At 64.3% G+C, this 18,898-nt stretch carries 18 protein-coding genes; 5 read left to right on the top strand and 13 right to left on the bottom strand.

Annotated features, from left to right (window positions below; translation table 11 throughout):
* Positions 1-12 precede the first annotated feature (12 nt).
* Positions 13-1,008, bottom strand: a complete 996-nt coding sequence (locus tag ACVINW_RS04255; RefSeq protein ID WP_456750147.1) for a bifunctional riboflavin kinase/FAD synthetase — start codon at positions 1,006-1,008, stop codon at positions 13-15.
* 213 nt (positions 1,009-1,221) lie between these two features.
* On the opposite strand from ACVINW_RS04255, the gene ACVINW_RS04250 reads away from it, so the two are divergent.
* Positions 1,222-1,617: a response regulator gene (locus ACVINW_RS04250; protein ID WP_050402761.1), complete on the top strand. Its 396-nt coding sequence runs from the start codon at positions 1,222-1,224 to the stop codon at positions 1,615-1,617.
* 676 nt (positions 1,618-2,293) lie between these two features.
* On the opposite strand, the gene ACVINW_RS04245 is transcribed toward ACVINW_RS04250, so the two are convergent.
* The 7 genes from ACVINW_RS04245 to uvrC form a co-directional block, all read right to left on the bottom strand.
* Entirely contained in the window at positions 2,294-3,148 is an 855-nt protein-coding gene (locus ACVINW_RS04245) for a TIGR01459 family HAD-type hydrolase (RefSeq protein WP_456750146.1), read from the bottom strand.
* 114 nt (positions 3,149-3,262) lie between these two features.
* The gene (locus tag ACVINW_RS04240; RefSeq protein ID WP_456750145.1) at positions 3,263-4,675 is read right to left on the bottom strand and encodes an EAL domain-containing protein; all 1,413 of its coding nucleotides are present in this window, start codon (positions 4,673-4,675) and stop codon (positions 3,263-3,265) included.
* Between the two features lie 153 nt (positions 4,676-4,828).
* The gene (prmB, locus tag ACVINW_RS04235) at positions 4,829-5,788 is read right to left on the bottom strand and encodes a 50S ribosomal protein L3 N(5)-glutamine methyltransferase (RefSeq protein WP_456750144.1); all 960 of its coding nucleotides are present in this window, start codon (positions 5,786-5,788) and stop codon (positions 4,829-4,831) included.
* Positions 5,788-6,255: a molybdenum cofactor biosynthesis protein MoaE gene (locus ACVINW_RS04230; protein ID WP_456750143.1), complete on the bottom strand. Its 468-nt coding sequence runs from the start codon at positions 6,253-6,255 to the stop codon at positions 5,788-5,790. The genes prmB and ACVINW_RS04230 overlap by 1 nt, the downstream gene beginning before the upstream one ends.
* Before the next feature lie 8 nt (positions 6,256-6,263).
* A complete protein-coding gene (gene moaD / locus ACVINW_RS04225) occupies positions 6,264-6,515 on the bottom strand; it encodes a molybdopterin converting factor subunit 1 (RefSeq protein ID WP_456750142.1) in 252 nt (83 codons plus the stop codon).
* Positions 6,512-7,126, bottom strand: a complete 615-nt coding sequence (gene pgsA / locus ACVINW_RS04220; protein ID WP_194458636.1) for a CDP-diacylglycerol--glycerol-3-phosphate 3-phosphatidyltransferase — start codon at positions 7,124-7,126, stop codon at positions 6,512-6,514. The genes moaD and pgsA overlap by 4 nt, the downstream gene beginning before the upstream one ends.
* 192 nt (positions 7,127-7,318) lie before the next feature.
* Positions 7,319-9,427 carry an excinuclease ABC subunit UvrC gene (gene uvrC / locus ACVINW_RS04215; RefSeq protein WP_456750141.1) on the bottom strand — a complete coding sequence of 703 codons (2,109 nt, stop codon included), beginning with the start codon at positions 9,425-9,427 and terminating at the stop codon, positions 7,319-7,321.
* A 263-nt stretch (positions 9,428-9,690) separates the two neighbouring features.
* Between uvrC and ACVINW_RS04210 the strand changes: the two genes are divergently transcribed.
* Positions 9,691-10,314, top strand: coding sequence for an outer membrane protein (locus ACVINW_RS04210; RefSeq protein WP_456750140.1), 624 nt, complete (start codon positions 9,691-9,693; stop codon positions 10,312-10,314).
* 275 nt (positions 10,315-10,589) lie between these two features.
* Here the strand turns inward: ACVINW_RS04210 and ACVINW_RS04205 are convergent, their stop codons facing one another.
* The 4 genes from ACVINW_RS04205 to ACVINW_RS04190 form a co-directional block, all read right to left on the bottom strand.
* Complete coding sequence (locus ACVINW_RS04205; protein ID WP_016844477.1) at positions 10,590-10,802, bottom strand: cold-shock protein; 213 nt, start codon at positions 10,800-10,802, stop codon at positions 10,590-10,592.
* Between the two features lie 263 nt (positions 10,803-11,065).
* Positions 11,066-11,926: a 23S rRNA (adenine(2030)-N(6))-methyltransferase RlmJ gene (locus ACVINW_RS04200; RefSeq protein ID WP_456756293.1), complete on the bottom strand. Its 861-nt coding sequence runs from the start codon at positions 11,924-11,926 to the stop codon at positions 11,066-11,068.
* 171 nt (positions 11,927-12,097) lie between these two features.
* Positions 12,098-12,784, bottom strand: coding sequence for a ribonuclease T2 family protein (locus tag ACVINW_RS04195; RefSeq protein ID WP_456750139.1), 687 nt, complete (start codon positions 12,782-12,784; stop codon positions 12,098-12,100).
* A gap of 117 nt (positions 12,785-12,901) precedes the next feature.
* Positions 12,902-13,378: a hypothetical protein gene (locus tag ACVINW_RS04190; protein WP_456750138.1), complete on the bottom strand. Its 477-nt coding sequence runs from the start codon at positions 13,376-13,378 to the stop codon at positions 12,902-12,904.
* A gap of 167 nt (positions 13,379-13,545) precedes the next feature.
* Between ACVINW_RS04190 and ACVINW_RS04185 the strand changes: the two genes are divergently transcribed.
* The 3 genes from ACVINW_RS04185 to ACVINW_RS04175 all read left to right on the top strand — a co-directional run bounded on the left by ACVINW_RS04185 (position 13,546) and on the right by ACVINW_RS04175 (position 17,446).
* Complete coding sequence (locus ACVINW_RS04185; protein WP_456750137.1) at positions 13,546-13,845, top strand: hypothetical protein; 300 nt, start codon at positions 13,546-13,548, stop codon at positions 13,843-13,845.
* A 44-nt stretch (positions 13,846-13,889) separates the two neighbouring features.
* Positions 13,890-14,420 carry a DUF3617 domain-containing protein gene (locus tag ACVINW_RS04180; RefSeq protein WP_456750136.1) on the top strand — a complete coding sequence of 177 codons (531 nt, stop codon included), beginning with the start codon at positions 13,890-13,892 and terminating at the stop codon, positions 14,418-14,420.
* Between the two features lie 725 nt (positions 14,421-15,145).
* Positions 15,146-17,446 carry a TonB-dependent siderophore receptor gene (locus ACVINW_RS04175; RefSeq protein WP_456756292.1) on the top strand — a complete coding sequence of 767 codons (2,301 nt, stop codon included), beginning with the start codon at positions 15,146-15,148 and terminating at the stop codon, positions 17,444-17,446.
* A gap of 62 nt (positions 17,447-17,508) precedes the next feature.
* Here the strand turns inward: ACVINW_RS04175 and ACVINW_RS04170 are convergent, their stop codons facing one another.
* On the bottom strand, positions 17,509-18,894 hold the full coding sequence (locus tag ACVINW_RS04170; protein WP_456750135.1) for an ATP-binding protein: 1,386 nt from the start codon (positions 18,892-18,894) through the stop codon (positions 17,509-17,511).
* Between the last annotated feature and the right edge of the window lie 4 nt (positions 18,895-18,898).

Here is an 18,898-nt window from a genome sequence, read left to right as displayed (position 1 = left end):
CTTTCTCTGTCTTCAACCAATCACTCCGAGCTGCGGGAACGCGTCCGGCGCGGCGGCGAGAAGCGCGCGCGCCTTGGCGCTGTCGTCATCCATCTGGCGTATCAACGCCTCGATGGTGTCGAATTTCAGCTCTTCGCGAATGAAACCGATGAATGCGACATCGAGGACCGTGTCGTAGAGATCGCCCTTGAAATCGAACAGGAACACTTCGAGCAGCGGCGCACCGTTGTCGAACGTCGGACGGCGCCCGAAGCTTGCGACGCCGTCGAACCGCACCTTGTCGTTCTCCTTGTCCTCACCTTGGGCCTTGCCGACCCGCACCGCATAGATGCCGTGCTTGAGGCCGCAATGCTTGTCGAGGCGGATGTTGGCGGTGGGATAGCCGAGGTCGCGGCCGCGCTTCTCGCCATGGATCACCTTGCCGGTGACGAACCATGGCCCGCCCAGCATCGTGGTGGCATCGCTGACCTGGCCTTCGGCGAGTGCCATGCGGATGGCGCTGGAGGAGACCGGGCGCTCCTCGATGTCGACATGGGCCTGCACGTCGACCTCGATGCCGAGCCGCGGCGCTTCGCTGACCAAGAGGCTCGGCGAGCCGACCCGGCCCTTGCCGAAATGGAAGTCGTAGCCGACGGCAATGCCGCTGATGCCGAGCCGTGCGATCAGATCATGGTGAATGAAATCCTGCGCCGTGGTCCCGGCGCGCGCCTTGTCGAAGGTCATCACCACGGCACCGGCGAGCCCGGTGGCTGCGAGCAGGCGCAGCTTGTTGGTCTCGTCCGTGAGACGGAATTGCGGAGTGTTCGGGCTGAAGAAGCTGCGCGGATGCGGCTCGAAGGTCACGGCGAGCGCGGGCACGCCGCGCGCTCTGCCCATCGCCAGCGCCGCGCCGATCACGGCGCGGTGACCGAGATGGACGCCATCGAAATTTCCCATCGCGACCACGGCGCCCTTCGGAATGGCGCTTTCGGGCGTGGTGTCGCGGATAACTGTAAAGCCGGTGCTCATGTCAGGTGTTCTTCAAGGATTCTTAAGCATGATTGGTGCGCGGCGGACCGTGACGCGGCGGCCGCGTGGAAGTCAAGCTTAGCGAAAATCGCGTCAAATCCGTAACAATCCGGGTTCAGCCGGTTAACGCGCTGTTTAACGCCTGCTGTTAGTCGTTGGCGGAAAGCTGCGTTCGTGCAGAAGCCAAGTTGCGTCAGTGTTTTGGGGGAAAAGATGGCGGTTGATTTGTCCATGCCGGTTCTGGTGGTTGATGATTACAGCACCATGATCCGCATCATCCGGAATCTTCTCAAGCAGCTTGGATTCGAGAACATCGACGACGCCTCCGACGGCTCCGCGGCACTCAACAAGATGCGCAGCAAGAAGTATGGCCTGGTGATTTCCGACTGGAATATGGAGCCGATGACCGGCTACGATCTGCTCAAGGAAGTCCGCGCCGATCCCAATCTCGCGACCACGCCCTTCATCATGATCACGGCGGAATCCAAGACCGAGAACGTGATCGCGGCCAAGAAGGCCGGCGTGAACAACTACATCGTCAAGCCGTTCAACGCCGCCACGCTGAAGACCAAGATCGAGGCGGTCTTCCCCGATATGGCGACGGCGTAAGACGCGCGTCCATCGTCGCATCAACTGAAATTTACGTCATGCCCGGGCTCGTCCCGGGCATTTTGCGCCTTTGGGGGTCGCCGGCTTCGCACTGGAACGTTGACTGACAACACCGCATGTTGCCGGCACGACAAAACCCCGAGTGATCACCAAAACCCGCACAGGCTACGAGATTTTCGTAAAGTAGGACAGCCGCCGCCATTTGGTCGCCTTCGCTGGCTCGCCTAAGCAGGCAACGAGCCATGCCAAGGACGCCGAAGTTGAGTACGGCATAAGGAAGCCCAAGAAGGGTCCGAAGCGTAAGAAGTGCCTGCTAAGCGCCTAGAGAGCCCAAGCGGCTCATCGATATCGATACCGGCGACGTTCCTGAGTGCGCTCATACCGCTGAGGAGCAGGGAAAGGCCGGCGGCGAGAGCGCTTTGGAAAATGGATGGGACGGCGCAGGCAGAAAGCCAATCTGCCAAAAAGACGGAAGGCAATCACCGAGTTCGCTGCCAAATCAATGGCGGGGCTAGACTAAGCTTCCGAATCCTTCGTTCGCATGTTTTTTGCCGTTACGACAAATGACATGACCGGCAGCGGAGGAGACCCTAGGTTCACCCCAACCCTCTAAGAGCGAGCTTCGCTCGTCTCGACCCCGTGAAGAACGGGGAGAGGGAGCGCAGAGAGTTCGCCGTTACCACTTCAGTTCGCGCATCAGCGCCCGCGGCGGATGGCCGAACAATTCCTTGATCGAGGCCGCATCGAGCTGCTCGATACCCTCGAACTGTTCGGAATGGATGCCGCGGGTGACGAACAGAAGGTCGATGCCGAAGTTGTGGGCGCCGGTGAGGTCGGTGCGCACGGAATCGCCGATCGCCAGCACGCGGCCGAGTTCGGTCGGATGGCCGCGGTGCTCGGTGGCCAGCGCCATGGCGCGCTCGTAGATCGGCCGGTGCGGCTTGCCGTAGAAGATCACCTCGCCGCCGAGCTCGCGATAGAGTTCGGCGACCGCGCCGGCACAGTAGATCAGCCGGTCGCCGCGCTCGACCACGATATCAGGATTGGCGCAGACCAACGTCAGCTTGCGCGCGAGCGCCTTCATCAGCGTGTCGCGATAGTCCTCGGCGGACTCGGTCTCGTCGTCGAACAGGCCGGTGCAGATGATGTAGTCGGCCTGCTCGAGCGGCACCATGGTGGCGTCGAGGCCGCGATGGATCGAGCTGTCGCGCTCCGGACCGATCCAGAAGATCTTCTGGCCGGGATGGTCAGCCACGAAATGCCGCGTCAGGTCGCCCGAGGAGACGATCGCGTCATAGGTCTCGTCCGCGACGCCGAGCTTGCGCAGCTGGCGCTGCACGGAATCGGCCGGGCGCGGCGCGTTGGTGATCAGGATGACGGTGCCGCCCTGCTTGCGGAAGGTGTGCAGGGCCTCGCAGGCCTCGGGAAAGGATTCGAGACCGTTGTGCACGACGCCCCAGATGTCCGACAGCACGACGTCGACGTCGCCAGTGAGGTCGCGCAGCCGCTCCACGAAACGCAGTGAATTCATGACGCGATCCGCCGGCTCGAGCCGCCGTTCCGATCAAATCGGAACGGCGCTCGCGACTCTTGCTTTGACGTGTTTTCTTTACGCGAACCGGCGCCCACTTCGCTCGAAAACGCTCTAATTCGGGCCGAGCGCGCGGCGCGCCAGTGCGGCGCTGCCGGTTGCGCGCGGCGGCGCTGCGGGGCTGGAGACGGATGCGGATGTGCTGGCGCCATTAAGGTCCTGGGGGTTGGCCTGCGGAGCCTCGGCGGTAGCAGATGCCCCCTCCGGCCGCAACGGCCGCGGCGGCGCGAACAGGAAGCCCTGGCCGAACCGGACATCGTAGTCGAGCAGATCGACCACCGAACGCTCGCCCTCGATCCGTTCCGCGATCAGGTCGATGCCGTAGCGGCCGAGCAGGTCGGAAAGGTCGGACGGATGGATATCCGACGTCGCGCCCCGGTCGGCGTCGAGCAGCAGCGTCGCCGGCACCTTGATGAAGCGGACGCCGCGGTCGGCGAGCTCGCGCGGCTCGAGGCGGAGGTCGCTGACATGGTCGATCGAGAAGCGGAAGCCGCGCTGCGCCAGCGCCGCGAGGTTCTCGCTTTCGACCGGACCGAGATGGCGGAAGGTCGCCTGCTTGAACTCGAGCACGAAGGACGGCGCCAGCGCGCGGTTGGCTTCGAGGAAGTCGAGGCATTGGCTGAAGTGCGCCGGGCTCGCGAGCGTCGACGCCGAGACGTTGCAGAACACGCCGACATCCTTGCTGCGGATCATCAGGCGGCGCAGCACCTGGACGCAGCGGAGCATCACCATGTGGTCGATACGGCCGATCAGGCCGGCAGCCTCGGCGGCCTCGATGAAATCGTCGGCCGCAAGCACCTGGTCGCGCTCGTCGCGCAGCCGCGTCACTGCCTCGTAATAGCGCACCTTGCGCTGCGGCAGCGTCACCATCGGCTGCAGGTAGATGTCGAGGCGGTTGGCGTCGATCGCCTGCTTGATCGCGCCGACCAGCTGGCTCTGGGTGCGCGAGATCGCCGGCGCAGGCGCGGGGGGCGGTGCCGGCGCAAACACCGCGGTCGGAGCCGGCGCGGCCGGTTGCAGCAGATCGTCGCGCGGCGCGGCGACCGGCTGCACTGCCGGGCCTGCCGCCAGGAGATCCTCATGATGGGCGACGGATGCCGCGAGCTGCCGCACCAGGCCGCCGAGTTCGCTGATCTCGCCGGCCATGCCCTGCATCCGGTCGGCGCCGGTGGAGTTGGCCGAGGCGACCCGGCCTTCGACCGCGGCCAGCCGGCGGCCGAATTCGGCGACCTGGCGGGCGAGGTCGGCGGTGCCGCGCGACAGATCCGCGATCTGGCCGCCGACATCGCTGCGGTCTCGCAACCGCATCGAGACTGCATTGTAGAGGATCAGGCAGGTGAGGGCGGTGAGCGCCACGATCGCCGATTCCGATCCGCTGATGCCCGCCACCGAATACAGCACGAAGCCGAGCGAGGCTGCGACCAGCACCATGCAGATGGCGATGAAGATCGTCGAAATGCGAATCATGTCGCGCGCCCGCGCCCTCTCTCCGAACGTCCCCGGAGCGCGACCTTAGCACCATTGTTGATTCGACGGGCGAGCGATCTTCGGAACCGGCTGGAACTGCACACGATTTTCGCCCCACCCAGATCGGGCTCCGTCGATCAACGGAGTCAGCGGTCAGAGGTCGGCGGCGGCGATCCAGAACACCTCGCCCTCGGAGTCCTCGGTGTCGAGCCAGAGCAGCGGCAAATTGGGGTAGGCGGCCTCGAGATTGTCGCGGCCGCGGCCGATCTCGCAGAGCAGACCGCCCTGCGGCGTGAGGTGTTGCCTGGCCTGATCGAGCAGGCGGCGGACGATATCGAGCCCGTCGGCGCCGCCGTCGAATGCGATCTTCGGCTCGGCGCGGCATTCGCGCGGCAGCGCCGCCATGCCGTCGGCATCGACATAGGGTGGGTTCGAAATGATCAGGTCGTAGCGCTTGGCGCCGAGCGGCTTGAACAGGTCGCCGCGGTAGAGCGTCAGGCGATCGTCGAGGCCGTGATCGGCGACGTTGCGCGCGGCGACTTCGAGCGCATCCTTTGAAATATCCACGGCGTCGACCGCGGCATTGGGAAAATGCCGAGCGGCCAGGATCGCAAGGCAGCCGGAGCCGGTGCAGAGGTCGAGCACGCTGTCGACGTCGGCGGGATCGCCGATCAGCGAGGTGCCGTCCTCGTCGCCGCCGAAATGCGAGTCCAGCAATTCGCCGATGAAGGAGCGCGGCACGATGGTGCGCTCGTCGACATAGAACGGCAGGCCCCGCATATAGACCTTGTTGACGAGATAGGCGGCCGGCTTCCGCGTTGTGATCCGCCGCTCGATCAGGTCGAGAATCTGCTTGCCTTCAGCGAGGGTGACGCGCGCGGTGGCAAAATTCTCGAACTGGTCGGGATGCAGATGCAGCGTCTCGCAGATCAGGAACGCGGCTTCGGCGACCGGATCGGTGGTGCCGTGCGCGAATACGAGCTTGGCGGCGTTGAAGCGGCTCACCGCGTAGCGCAGGAAATCGAACAGGGTATGAAGCTCGCCGGCGCCGACCTTCGGAGGTTTGGGCGCGGCTGGGCTGCGCCTGGCCGGCGCTTTGCTGCGCTTGGCCATCAGGATTTGGTCCAGCGCGCGGCGGCCGCGTCGTCATGGTCGCGCGCTTCGATCCAGCTGGCGCCGCGCGCGCTTTCCTCGCGCTTCCAGAACGGCGCGTTGGTCTTCAGATAGTCCATCAGGAACTCGGCTGCCTCGAACGCGGCCTGCCGGTGCGCCGAGGCGGTCACGACCAGCACGATGTTCTCGCCCGGCGCGATGCGGCCGAAGCGATGGACGACGGTGAGGCCCTGCAACGGCCAGCGCGCCAGTGCCTCGTCGGCATGGCGCGCGATCTCGGCTTCCGCCATGCCTGGATAGTGCTCGAGCGTCAGTGCCGCGATCGGCTCACCCTGTTCGCTGCCGCGGCAGATGCCGCTGAAGCTGACCACCGCGCCGACATCGGTGCGGCCCTTGCTCAAGGCCGCAATCTCCTGTGCGACGTCGAAGTCGGCTTGCTGGATGCGAATGGTCGCTGTGACAGTCATTGGAAGATTTAACCGCCGGTCATCGGCGGGAAGAACGCGATCTCGCGCGCGCCGGAGATCGCCGCATCCGCCTTGACGTGGGCATGGTCGATTGCAGCGCGGATCACCGTAGGCTTCTCGAACGCGTAGGCGTAGGCGTCGTCGCGCGCAGCAAGCCAGCCGATCAGCTCGCCGATGGTGCGCACCTCGGCCGGCGGCTCGACGATCTCCTCGGCCTTGCCGATCCGTTCACGCACCCAGGCGAAATATTTCAGCTTCATCCCTCATCCTCCTTGATGAGGTGGTGGATGCCGGCGCGGAAGTAATCCCAGCCGGTGTAGATCGTGAAGATCGCCGACATCCACAGCAGCACGATGCCGATCAACGTGGTGGCCGGGAACACCTGCTCGCCCGCCTCGCCGGCGATCAAAAAGCCGATCGCCACGAGCTGGATCGTCGTCTTCCATTTCGCAAGCTTGGTGACGGGCACGCTGACGCGGAGCCCCGCGAGATATTCGCGCAGGCCCGAGACCAGGATCTCGCGGCACAGGATCACGATCGCGGCCCACAGCGTCCAGCCATGGATCGAATTGTCGGCGGCCAGCATCAAGAGGCTGGAGGCGACCAAGAGCTTGTCGGCGATCGGGTCGAGCATCCGGCCGAATGCGGACTGCTGGTCCCACATCCGGGCGTAATAGCCGTCGAGATAGTCGGTGATCCCCGCCGCAATGAACACGGCCAGCGCCACCCAGCGCAGCCACAACGGGCCGTCCAGGATCGACTGCCAATAGACGCAGCCAATCACCACCGGAATGGCGGCGATCCGGGCGTAGGTCAGGATATTCGGGAGGGACAGGGTCTTGGTCTGTCCCCGGGTCGTGGCGATGTTCATCCGTTCTACCAATACCGCTGAAGCGAGAAGGTCAACCGTGCGGGCGCCAAAGCGCGGCGAGATTACGCGGAATCATCATGGCGCCTTAGCTCGTTGTTTAAGCATGATCTTTTCGTAACATTGCCGCACGCTTTGCCGCATCATGCCCTAGATGCCCCGTCGCAGGCGACGCCCTGATGACTCGCCTTTGGTTTAACCCGGCTGGGCGTGGAAAAACTCGAAAATCTTGCGGGCGCTCTCGGCGCTGACGCCGGGAACCTTGCCGAGGTCGGCGATCGAGGCCCGCTCGATCTCCTTGAGCGTTCCGAAGTGGTGCAGCAAGGCACGTTTGCGCGACGGGCCGATGCCCGGGATCTCCTGCAAGCCGGCCTCGCGGATGTCCTTCTTGCGCAGCTTGCGGTGCGAGCCGATCACGAAGCGATGGGCCTCATCGCGCAGCCGCTGGATGAAATACAGCACCGGATCGCGCGGCTCCAGCTTGATGGCCTCTCGGTCCGGCATGAACAGGGTTTCGCGACCGGCATCGCGCTCCGGTCCCTTGGCCACCGCCATCAGCGAGACCTGGGTCAGCCCGAGGGTCTCGAAGATCTCCCGGACCGCGTTGAGCTGGCCGCGGCCGCCATCGATGATCACGAGGTCGGGCCATTGCGGGAACGAGTCGTCGTCCGTCTTGTCGCTTTCCCTGGCCTTGGCAGCGTCCTTGGCGGCATCGCCCTCCGGCGGCTTCACGAGCCGCTTGAAGCGGCGCTCCAGCACCTCGCGCATCATCCCGTAATCGTCGCCGGGCGTCAGGCCCTCGGACTTGATGTTGAACTTGCGGTACTGGTTCTTCATGAAGCCGTCGGGTCCGGCCACGATCATCGCGCCGACTGCGTTCGTGCCCTGGATGTGGCTGTTGTCGTAGACCTCGATGCGCTTCGGCGTGCGCGGCAGGCCGAGCGTGGTGACCATGCCCTCCAGCAGCCGGCTCTGGGTTGCGGTGTCGGCGAGCTTGCGGCCGAGCGCCTCGCGCGCATTGGTCAGCGCGTGGCCGATCAGCTCCTTCTTCTCGCCGCGCTTGGGCACGGAGACCTCGACCTTGGATCCGGCCTTCACCGACAGCGCGTCGGCGAGCAGCGCGCTCTCCTCGATCTCGTGCGACAGCAGGATCAGCTTCGGCGGCGGCTTGTCGTCGTAGAATTGCGCGAGGAACGACGACAGCACCTCCTCCGGCGTAAAACTCTTCTCGGCCTTCGGGAAATAGGCGCGGTTGCCCCAGTTCTGGCCGGTGCGGAAGAAGAACACCTCGACGCAGGAATAGCCGCCTTCCTGGTGGATCGCGAACACGTCGGCCTCTTCGACCGTACGCGGATTGATGCCCTGCTGCGACTGGATCGCCGACAGCGCCGCGAGGCGGTCACGGTACAATGCCGCGGTCTCGAACTCGAGCTCGCCGGAGGCCTTCTCCATCTCGGCCGCGAGCAACTCCTTCACCGCGTGGCTGCGGCCGGAGAGGAACTCGGTCGCTTCGCGCACCAGCTCGCTATAGCCGGGAAAATCGATCTCGCGCGTGCAGGGGCCGGCGCAGCGCTTGATCTGATAGAGCAGGCAGGGCCGGGTGCGGCTCTCGAAGAAGCCGTCGGTGCAGGAGCGGATCAGGAAGGCGCGTTGCAGTGCCGTGATCGTGCGATTGACCGCGCCGGCATTGGCGAACGGGCCGAAATAGCGGCCGGGCCTGGACTGCGCGCCGCGATGCTTGAGGATCTGCGGCGCCCAATGGTCGCCCGAGATCAGGATATAGGGAAACGACTTGTCGTCGCGCAGCTGCACATTGAAGCGCGGGCGGAGCTGCTTGATCAGATTGGCTTCGAGCAGCAGCGCCTCGGTCTCGGTCATGGTCGAGACGATCTCGACATGGGTGGTCGCCGCGATCATGCGCAGGATGCGCGCCGGCAACGGCGCATTGGCGCGCGCATAGGACGATAGCCGCTTTTTGACGTTCTTCGCCTTGCCGACGTAGAGCACGTCATTGGCGGCATTGAGCATGCGGTAGACGCCGGGCGAAGTCGGGGCGAGGCGCACCGCGTTCTCGATCGCGGCGTGCCCGACCGACAGGGTTCCCTCGGCGACCGCCTCGACGGTGTCCTCGGACGCCTCGGGCAGGCGCGCGTCATCCTCCTCCTCGGCGGCGGAGGTTTCGGGATCGACGTCGCTGGTGTCGAGCGTCAGGTCGTCCTGCGGCAGATCGGACTTTGAACCGCGCCGTGGCTTGTCGGCAGCTTTGGAGGTCGGCGCCGGGCGCTCGGGAGAATCGTGAACCATGGGCCGTAAACTAAGCGCTTGGGGGACCGCTCGCCAGCGTTGGCGGCATCGGAAAACAGCCCCGATCGCAGCAGGTTACCAACCCTGCGCCGTGGCAGCAGCTGGCGGGTAACACATTGTTAAGACTGATGAGCGGGCCGGTAACCGGGCTTAACAGCCCTTTAACTCAAAACTCTCGATAAACCTTAGCGAAAAAAGTGGAATTCCGTAACCACGCAGGCCCCGGCCTGCGGGCTGCGGCAGTTGCGTGGTGGAGAGTACCCATGACCCGGTTTGTTGCGCGTGCGCTGGCACTGATCGTCGCAGGCTGGACGACCTCGGCGGCGGCGGCCGACCTCAATTATGGTTCGCCCTACACCGTCTATCAGCCGCTCAATGCCTATAGCTGGGCCGGCCCCTATCTCGGCGGCAATGCCGGCTATGGCTGGGGCTCGGTAGAGAACAACCCGACCAAGCCGTCCGGCTTCGTCGGCGGCGTGCAGGCCGGCTACAATTTCCAGAACGGCTCTCCCTGGGTGTTCGGTCTCGAGGCCGATATCCAGGGCACGACTGCGGACGACCGGTTCGCGCCCTGGAAGTTCTCCAACCCGTGGTTCGGCACGGTGCGCGGCCGCGCCGGCTATGCGGTCAACAACGTGCTGTTCTACGCCACCGGCGGTCTCGCCTTCGGCGAACTGCGCGGCGAGACCTTCGGCATCACGGAGTCCCACACCAACGCGGGCTTCACCGTCGGCGCCGGCGCCGAAATGGGCTTCGCCCCGCATTGGAGCGCCAAGATCGAGTATCTCTATGTCGATCTCGCCAACAGCAACTTCACCATCACCGGCGGCGCGTCGAACGGCTACAGCTTCAGCCTGGTTCGCGCCGGCATCAACTATCACTTCTGAGAACAAGAAGACGTCGACCATCAACTCCCGGCTGCGCCCTGCGCGGCCGGGTTTTTCTTTGTGCCGACGATCTGCATATTGCGCGCAGCAGCATGCACGCCGCCCCGTTCGCGAAGCCGACCAGCCGGCCGCACGCTTTGAGCGTGCGGCACGGCCAGTCGCGTCCGCATCATGCAGGGTGGTCATGCAGCGAGCGCGCGCCGCGCGCTCCGCAGTCAACTCACACGCAACGCTTCAGTCGGTGGTCATCACGAGCCGCGCACCGCGAGCGCTCATCATGAAACCACCAGGTTGACCGCCTTCGGGCCCTTGCCCTTCTTGTCCGGCTCAACCTCGAACGTAATGCGTTGTCCTTCAGTCAGGTCCTTCAATCCTGCCCGCTCGACAGCGGTGATGTGAACGAACACATCGCGGCCGCCATCATCAGGCTTGATGAAGCCGTAGCCACGCTCTCCGTTGAAGAACTTGACTGTCCCAGTCATGGCCATCGGGAAAACTCCTCCCCCGTATTGCTCCACCGCTACGCGCACGTCGCGTAGCGGTTGACCGACATTCGCTTGTCGGAAGCTTGGCCACCTGAGCAGGCCGGCGTCACGCCGCCGGTCTGCCTGGATTTTATTTCGGCCTTGTCACTCCGCCGCAACCATTCGCGGAAGCGGAACGTAAAGCCAGTCGTAACAGGATGAGCATAATACGGTTCCGCGCAAATTGCCTATGCTCAAAATCGAACTTTTCAGTGGGTGCTTTTCGATCAAGCTTTAGGCGTCTCTAGTTTGAAGCGCGCCGCGCCGCCTTGACCGAGCGGCTTCTCGAGTTCGGGCAGGATGATCTTCAGCTCGCCCGCGAGCGTCCACGGCGGATTCACTATCAAAAGGCCGGTGGAAACGAGGCCTGCGCCCGCTTCTTGCGGCGCCACACTGAATTCCAGACGCAAGCATTTTCCGGCAGGTCGGCTGCTCATTGCAGCAGCAGCCACGCTGCGCGCGAGCTCGTCGGTGGCCCTCCGGGTTTTTACGGGGTACCACAAAAGATATGCACCGGTCGGCCACTTCGCGAACGCCTCCGTGAAAGCGCGGGCCAGCCGCTCGAACTCGTCCTTCGCTTCGAATGGCGGATCGATCAGCACCAGGCCACGCCGCTCGTTCGGCGGCACGAATGCTGGCAACGCGGTCCAGCCGTCGAGATCGACGACGCGCGCCTGCGCATCACGCCGCAACGCGTCGATCAGTTGCTTGCGTGCGGTCGGTTCGATCTCGCAGGCCGTGAGACGATCCTGAGGGCGCAGCAGCGCCCGCGCGATCAGCGGCGAGCCGGGATAGGCTTTCAACTCGCCGCGCGGATTGAATGCCCTGACGATGTCGAGATAGGGCGCGATCAACGGCAGCGCCTTGTCGGAGAGTCGCGCCTGCATCAACCGCGCGATGCCGCTGAGCCATTCGCCGCCGCGCTCGGCTTCGCTCGATGTCAGGTCATAGAGGCCGGCGCCGGCATGGCTGTCGATGACACGGAACGGCGCCTGCTTCTCCTGCAGATAGGTCAGCATCCGCACCAGCACGATGTGCTTGATAACATCGGCAAAGTTGCCGGCATGAAAGGCGTGGCGGTAGTTCATGCGGTTATCGCGCTGCGCTCCGAGAGGGATGCGCATGTTGTACTTCGTCATGCCCGGGCTTGTCGCGGGCATCGACGCCTGATCTTGCCGGATTCGCGAGGGCGAGAATGGCCGGAACAGTCAGCGCGGACGCTGCGCGGCGCGCCTCCGCCCGGCCATGACGGGGAGGGATCAGCCGCCGCGCACCGGCGGCATCAGCACCTGATCGCGGCGGCAGGCGCGGCGATCGATTTCCTCGCAGGAGCGGAATTGCAGATCCTTGCTGAGGCAGATCCGCACCTCGCTGAGGCGCCGGCTGTCGCAGGTCACCGAGATCGCGGAGTTGCTGAGTCCGGGATTGGCCTTGATGAAGGCCGTCTCCAACTCGTCGGGCGCGATCGTCTTCGGTTCCGTCAATTGCAGGAATTCCTCGGGGATCTTCACCGCGGCGCGGGCCTTGCGGATCGCTTCGAAATAGGCGCGCTCGCCGAGGCCGGAGCAGGTGCCGTGCTTGTCCCACTCGTTGTAGATCAGCCCGGGCGCCGGCATCAGGTCGAGCATCGAGGTCATGATGTTGCGGGCCAGCCGCGGCGAGGGCCGCTGGCAGTATTCCGGGAAGCCACGTTCATATTGCGGCCACAGCCCGTGCACCACGAAGGAGTAGGGCCGGCCGCCACACTGTGCCTGGGTCCCGCGGCCATTGTTGCCCCGCTCGCTCGCCGCCTCGCAGAACGAAGGCGACCATGACAGCGACAGCACATAGAAATCGAATTCGCCGGGCGCGTTCTGGCGGCGATCCTGGGCCGAAGCCCCAACCGCGCCACAGAGAGCAACGACAGCGGAAATCAGGAATCGGGAAATTGTGTCCAACCGAGGCATCAAACGCTCCCCCTCACGCGATCGTCCCGCAGCCTAACAGGCATTTGGAACATTTCAAGAACAAAAGCCGCCGGCTTTGATGGCGGCGGCTTCTGTTTCAGCAATCTGGTCGGGCTATCAGGGCCGGGCGGCCTTGCACGACGGGTTGTAGGCCCAGTTGCGGTCGAGCCCGGCGACACACCATTCGACGCCCTGGTCGATGCCGGCAAAGCCGCCGTCCTCGATGATCGAATAGTGCACCTTGCGCACCTTGCCGTCGCTCAGCAGCGCATCGCCCGAGCAATAGCGGCGCGGGATATTGTCGGACTGCCAGGGGCGGAAGGCGGTTTCGTGGATCCGGCTGAAGCCGGTGATGACCAGCGGCGAATTCCAGAAGGTGGCTTCCTTCTCGTGGAATTGATCGCTGATGGTCGCCAGGGCCTTTTCGCAGGGGGCGACATTGCCGTCATAGCGCGGGCCCGACAGCCAGAAATTCAGTTCGAACGGATTGGCGGCCTGCGCCGTGCCCCCGAAAGCCAGCGTGCCGGCCACGAGTGCGGCGCCGAGGCCAAGCGTGCGGCCTAGTTTGTTGCGGGAGTTGAACAGGTTGCGCATGGGAATCCACCCGATTATCCGATGCGGCGGACGGTGCCGCGAAGCCCCGGCGAGGTCAAGTGCAGCGCGGCAACACCTGTCGAGAAGTCCACTTCCGGCTGCCGGCTCGTTCTTTTCACGGTCGCCGGCGCACTCTATGTTGGGCCTCAAGCGAAATGGAGTCTGCGATGCGAACGAAATTGGCCGCGTGCCTGGTTGCCGTTAGCGGGATGCTGGCCGTTGGTCCGGCGCAAGCCGATTGGCTGCAGCCGGTGCCGCCGTTCAAGGGCAATGATACCGGCGGTATCATCGCCTATTCGCTGGCGGCCCAGACCGATGCCCGGCAACTCGCCGTCGACCACTGCGCCTCCTACGGCAAGGTGGTCAAGTTCCTGGCAGTGCAGCGCTACCCGGGCGGCTACATCTCCTTCGCCTGTCGCTGGGTGCCGTATGGCACCGCCGAAAGGCCGGTACGCGCGCTCTACTGAGCGCGCCCTTAAATCCTCCGATCGTTCAGCCGGGAGCCGACCGCATGACCCGACAGCTTGCCTTGATTGGTTCTGCTGTATGCCTCGTCCTGTCCGCTGGCGCGGCAAGTGCCGTCGACCTGCCGATTCGCAAGGCCGGGCTGTGGGAGATGAAAATGGTGCGCACTGGCGGGCCGATGCCGGAAATCACCATGCAGCACTGCACCGACGAGACCACCGACAAGGAGATGAGCGCCGCGGCCTCGCCGATGGCCAAGGAGGTCTGCTCCAAGCAGGACGTCCAGAAGACCGCGACCGGCTATGTCAGCGACAGCGTGTGCAGCGTCGCCGGCATGTCGATGCAGAGCCATGCCGAGATCGTCGGCGATTTCAATTCCGCCTACACAGTGAAGAGCACCTCGCATGCCGAGGGCGGTGCGGCCGGCGCCCGCGACACCACGATGACCATCGAGGCGAAATGGCTCGGCGCCTGCAAGGCCGACCAGAAGCCCGGTGACATCATCATGCCCGGCGGCATGAAGATGAACGTCAAGGACATGGAAAAGCTGAAGAGCCTCCTGCCCAAGCAGAAGTAGGGCGCCGCGCATTCGGTTGCGCGCCTACGACCCCTGATGCCGAGTGGTTGTTGCACTTCGCATCTCCCTCGTTGCTAGCAGTTCGCGACGAGAATTGCGGAGCAATCTTGTGCTGAGGGGGGTGTGCAATCCATCCGATCCCTCCCCTGAGGAGCGCCACCGGGTCCGCGCAGAGCGCGGCCCGATGACAGGCTCCGCGCGCACCTTCAGGATGACGGTATGGGAACTTGTAGCGAGCGGCCTCCCACGCCGTCGTCCTGGCGAAAGCTCATAACCACCGAATTCGATTGAGAGCGCGTAGTGGCCCAGCGTCGCACGACAGCAAGCGATTTGGGTAATGGGCTTTCGCAGGACGACATTGAATACAATCGCACTCTCTCAGGATGACGGTTCACCGCCGCGCGTTCGTGCGCTCCTTGGCGCGATGACGTCGACGGGATGCGACATCATTGAGCGATCGGCTGCGCGTTTCGCGTTCGAGCGACGACGCGCGTCGCATTCGCTGCAAGCTCGCTGCGACAACGTGTCGTTTTGAATCGTTCAAATGCGTACATCTTGAATCGTTCCAGTGTTTCGCATCGTGTGCGCTTCAAGCAATTCTATTTTGCGCGTGTGGAATTTCGCGCACCCCATCGATAGAAGTCCGCCGCAATCGATGTCGCGGCATGAGGAAGGTGCGCCTCGATCGAGATCAGTCTGGGCGTGTGGGGATTTGTTCGGTGGGAATGATTTGGTATCGAAGCAAGCGCGGCTTGCTTGGATCAACGGCTGCGATCAATGCAGCGTTTCTTGGTTCGGTGATGCTTGGAGCAGCGGGTGCGAACGTCGCCAGTGCTCAGGCGCAGACCAGTCCTCCACAAAACAATGCCAACGTGCTTCCGGCCGTGACAGTGGAGCAGCCCGGTGCGCCGAAGAAGCGCGCTGCGGCGGCTTCCAGTCAGAGCACCAGGTCTTCGCGCGCGGTCGCGGCGAGCCGACGCAGCCGTGTTGCGACACCCGGCCAGAGCCAGGCGCCGCGCTCGCAGGGCACCGCAGGCAATATCGGTACGACGACCGGTTACGTCGCAACCGGCAGCAGCGCCGGCACCAAGACCAACACTGCGCTGATCGAAACGCCGCAGTCGCTTTCGGTCGTGACCCAGAAGGAGCTCCGGGATCGCAACGTTCAGACCCTCAAGGACGCCGTCAACTACACGCCCGGCGTGACGACCACGGCGTTCGGCTACGATCCGAGGTTCGACAGTTTCTACATCCGCGGTTTCGATGCGACCTATACCGGAATCTATCGCGACGGCCTGCGCCAGGGCGGCGGCAACTTCGCGATCCCGAAGATCGAGCCATACGGTCTCGACAGCGCGTCGATCCTGCGTGGTCCGGCCTCGGGCCTCTACGGTCTCGGTTCGCCCGGAGGCATCGTGGATGTCACCACCAAGCGGCCGACCCTGACGCCGTTCGGCGAGGTGCAGCTGCAGGCCGGCACTTACGATCGCTACCAGGGCAGCTTCGATCTCGGCGGCCCGGTGCCCGGCAGCGATCAACTGTACTACCGGCTGACGGGTTTGCTGCGCGAGGCAAAGACCTGGTATCCCGGCAACGACGACGATCGCACCTACATCGCGCCGGCGCTGACCTGGCGGCCGGACGCCGATACGTCCTTCACCATCCTCAGCGAATACCAAAGCAGCCGAACCGCCGCCAGCATCGGCAATTTCCGCACGCCCGACGGACAATTGACCAACATCTACTCGAATGATCCGGCGTTCAGCGCGATGGATCAGAAGCAGTATCGCATCGGCTATGCGTTCGAGCACAATGTCGACGACGTCTGGACGGTGCGGCAGAATTTCCGTTTCTATCAGGTCGACACCGACGCGAAATACACCCAGATCGATTCGATCGACTATGGCACCAATCTCGCGTCGCGCTCCGCCTGGCGGATCCTGGATAGCTTCAACACGGTCACGCTCGACAACCAGGCCGAGGCCAAGTTCATGCTCGGCGCGGTCAAGAACACGGTGCTGTTCGGCGTCGACTACGGCCATTCCTACTACAACGACAAGATCGGTTACGGCGCGGCGCCGGACCTCAATCTCCTGACGATGAACTACGGCGCGCAGGCGATCGCGACGCCGGCGTTCTCGATCTTCAACAAGCAGTCGACCGACGAGGTCGGGGTGTATGCGCAGGAGCAGGCCAAGCTCGGCGGCTTCGTTCTGACCCTCAATGGTCGCCAGAGCTGGGTGTCGCAGACCACGACCGCGGGCCTCGACGGCGTGCCGTCGACGCAGAAGGCGGCCGCCTTCACCGGCCGTGCGGGCCTCGCTTACGTCTTCGACGACGGCATCGCGCCCTATGTCAGCTATGCGACGTCATTCGCACCGCAGGTCGGCGTCGACGTATCCGGGACACCGTTCAAACCGACCACCGGCGAGCAGAAGGAAATCGGCATCAAGTACCAGATGCCGCAGCTTCCGGTGCTGTTGACCGCGGCGGTGTTCGACATCACGCAGGACAATGTGCTGCGCACCGATCCCAACAACATGGCGTTCCAGGCCGCGACCGGGCAGGTCGAATCCAAGGGCGTCGAGCTCGAGGCGAAGCTGGCGCTCAAGCAAGGATTCGATCTCACCGCGGCCTACACCCATCTCAACGTCGTGATCACGCAGGGCAATCCGGACACGACCGGCAACGAGCTGTCGGGCATTCCGCGGAATTCCTTTGCCGCCTTCGGCAAATACACCTTCCAGTCCGGCGTTCCCGTCGAGGGGCTCGGGCTTGGCCTCGGCGTCCGCTATATCGGGACCAACTTCGGCAACGACCAGAATACATTCCAGAATGCGGCGACGACGCTGTTCGATGCCGTGATCGACTACGATCTGGGCAAGCTCGACCGGCGATTTCTCGGCGCCACCGCGCGCCTGAACGCGACCAATCTGTTCGACACGCAGTACCAGACCTGCCAGTCCGGCTATTGCTATTCCGGCGAACGACGGCAGGTCATCGGCACGTTGTCTTATCGCTGGTAGCTCTTGTTGTTCGGATGCGTTCTTCACGCGAACCGGCGTCAACTTCGCTCGAAAACGCTGTGCTACACCGGCACCCGCACCGTGGCCCGCAGGCCGCCCATCGGGCTCTCGCTGAGCAGGATGTCGCCGCCATGCGAGCGCGCGATGTCGCGGGCGATCGCGAGCCCAAGCCCGCTGCCGCCCTCGTCCTGGTTGCGCGCATCGTCGAGCCGCAGGAACGGCTTGAACACTTCCTCGCGCATGTTGGCGGGGATACCGGGGCCGTCATCGTCGACCGTGATGTTGAGGTAGCGGTGGTCGCGTTGGCCGGTGATCGAGATCGTGTTGGCATGGCGCGCCGCATTCGACACGAGGTTGGCGAGGCAGCGCTTGAACGAGGCCGGCTTCACCGTCACGATCGGCAGGCCGTGGAACGCGACGGTTGCGGTGTGGCCGTGGCGCTCGGCGTCGCTGCGCAATTCCTCCAGCGCCATCGCCATGTCGGTCGGCTGCGCGACCTCGCCGGAATCGCCGCGTGCAAACGCGAGGTAGTCCTCCAGCATCATCGACATCTCGTCGACGTCCTTGCGCATCGCGTCGATCTCGGGGCCTTCGCCGATCAAGGCGAGCTCGAGCTTGAAGCGGGTCAGGATGGTGCGCAGATCGTGCGAGACGCCGGCGAGCATCGCGGTGCGCTGCTCGATCGAGCGCTCGACGCGCGCCTTCATCTCGATGAAGGCCTGCGCCGCGCGCCGCACCTCGCGCGCACCGCGCGGCCGGAAATTCGGCGCCTCGCGGCCCTTGCCGAAGCTTTCCGCGGCGTCGGCGAGCCGCAGGATCGGCTTGATCTGGTTGCGCAGGAACAGTACGGCGACGATCAGCAGGATCGTCGAGGTGCCGAGCATCCAGAAGATGAAGATCTCCGAATTGGAGGCATAGGCCGCGCTGCGCTGGGCGAAGATCCGCATCACGGAATCGTCGAGCTGCACGCGGATCTCGACCAAATTGGACTTGCCGACAGTGTCGATCCAGAACGGGCGGCTGATCTGGCGGCCAAGCTGCACCGACAGGGTCTGGTCGAGCAGCGAGAAGAACGGCTTCGGCCCCGGCGGCGGCATGTCGCCGGCGGGGAGGAAATCGACCACCAGCTGCAGCTTCTGGGCGATGCCGCGCAGCTGCGCGCGATCCTTGTCCTGCGGATAGATCTTGTAGACGTCGATCAGCGCGGCAATGTCGGACACCACCGCGGCCGACAGGCGCCGCGTCACCGTGTTCCAGTGCCGCTCCATGAACACGAACGCCACAACGGTCTGCAGGATCACCATCGGCACGATCATGATCAGCAGCGCGCGGGCGTAGAGGCCCGTCGGCATCCAGCTCTTGAACGCGTTGCCCATCCAGCCGTTCGCCTTCGAGACGCGCTGCGAGGCGTTCTTGATCAGGGTCAGGCCGGAATCGAGCGTGCTCATGGCT

Source organism: Bradyrhizobium sp. USDA 4461 (genome assembly GCF_054055655.1).
Note: the sequence above shows the minus strand (reverse complement) of the source record. Positions and strands in the feature narration are given on the sequence as shown.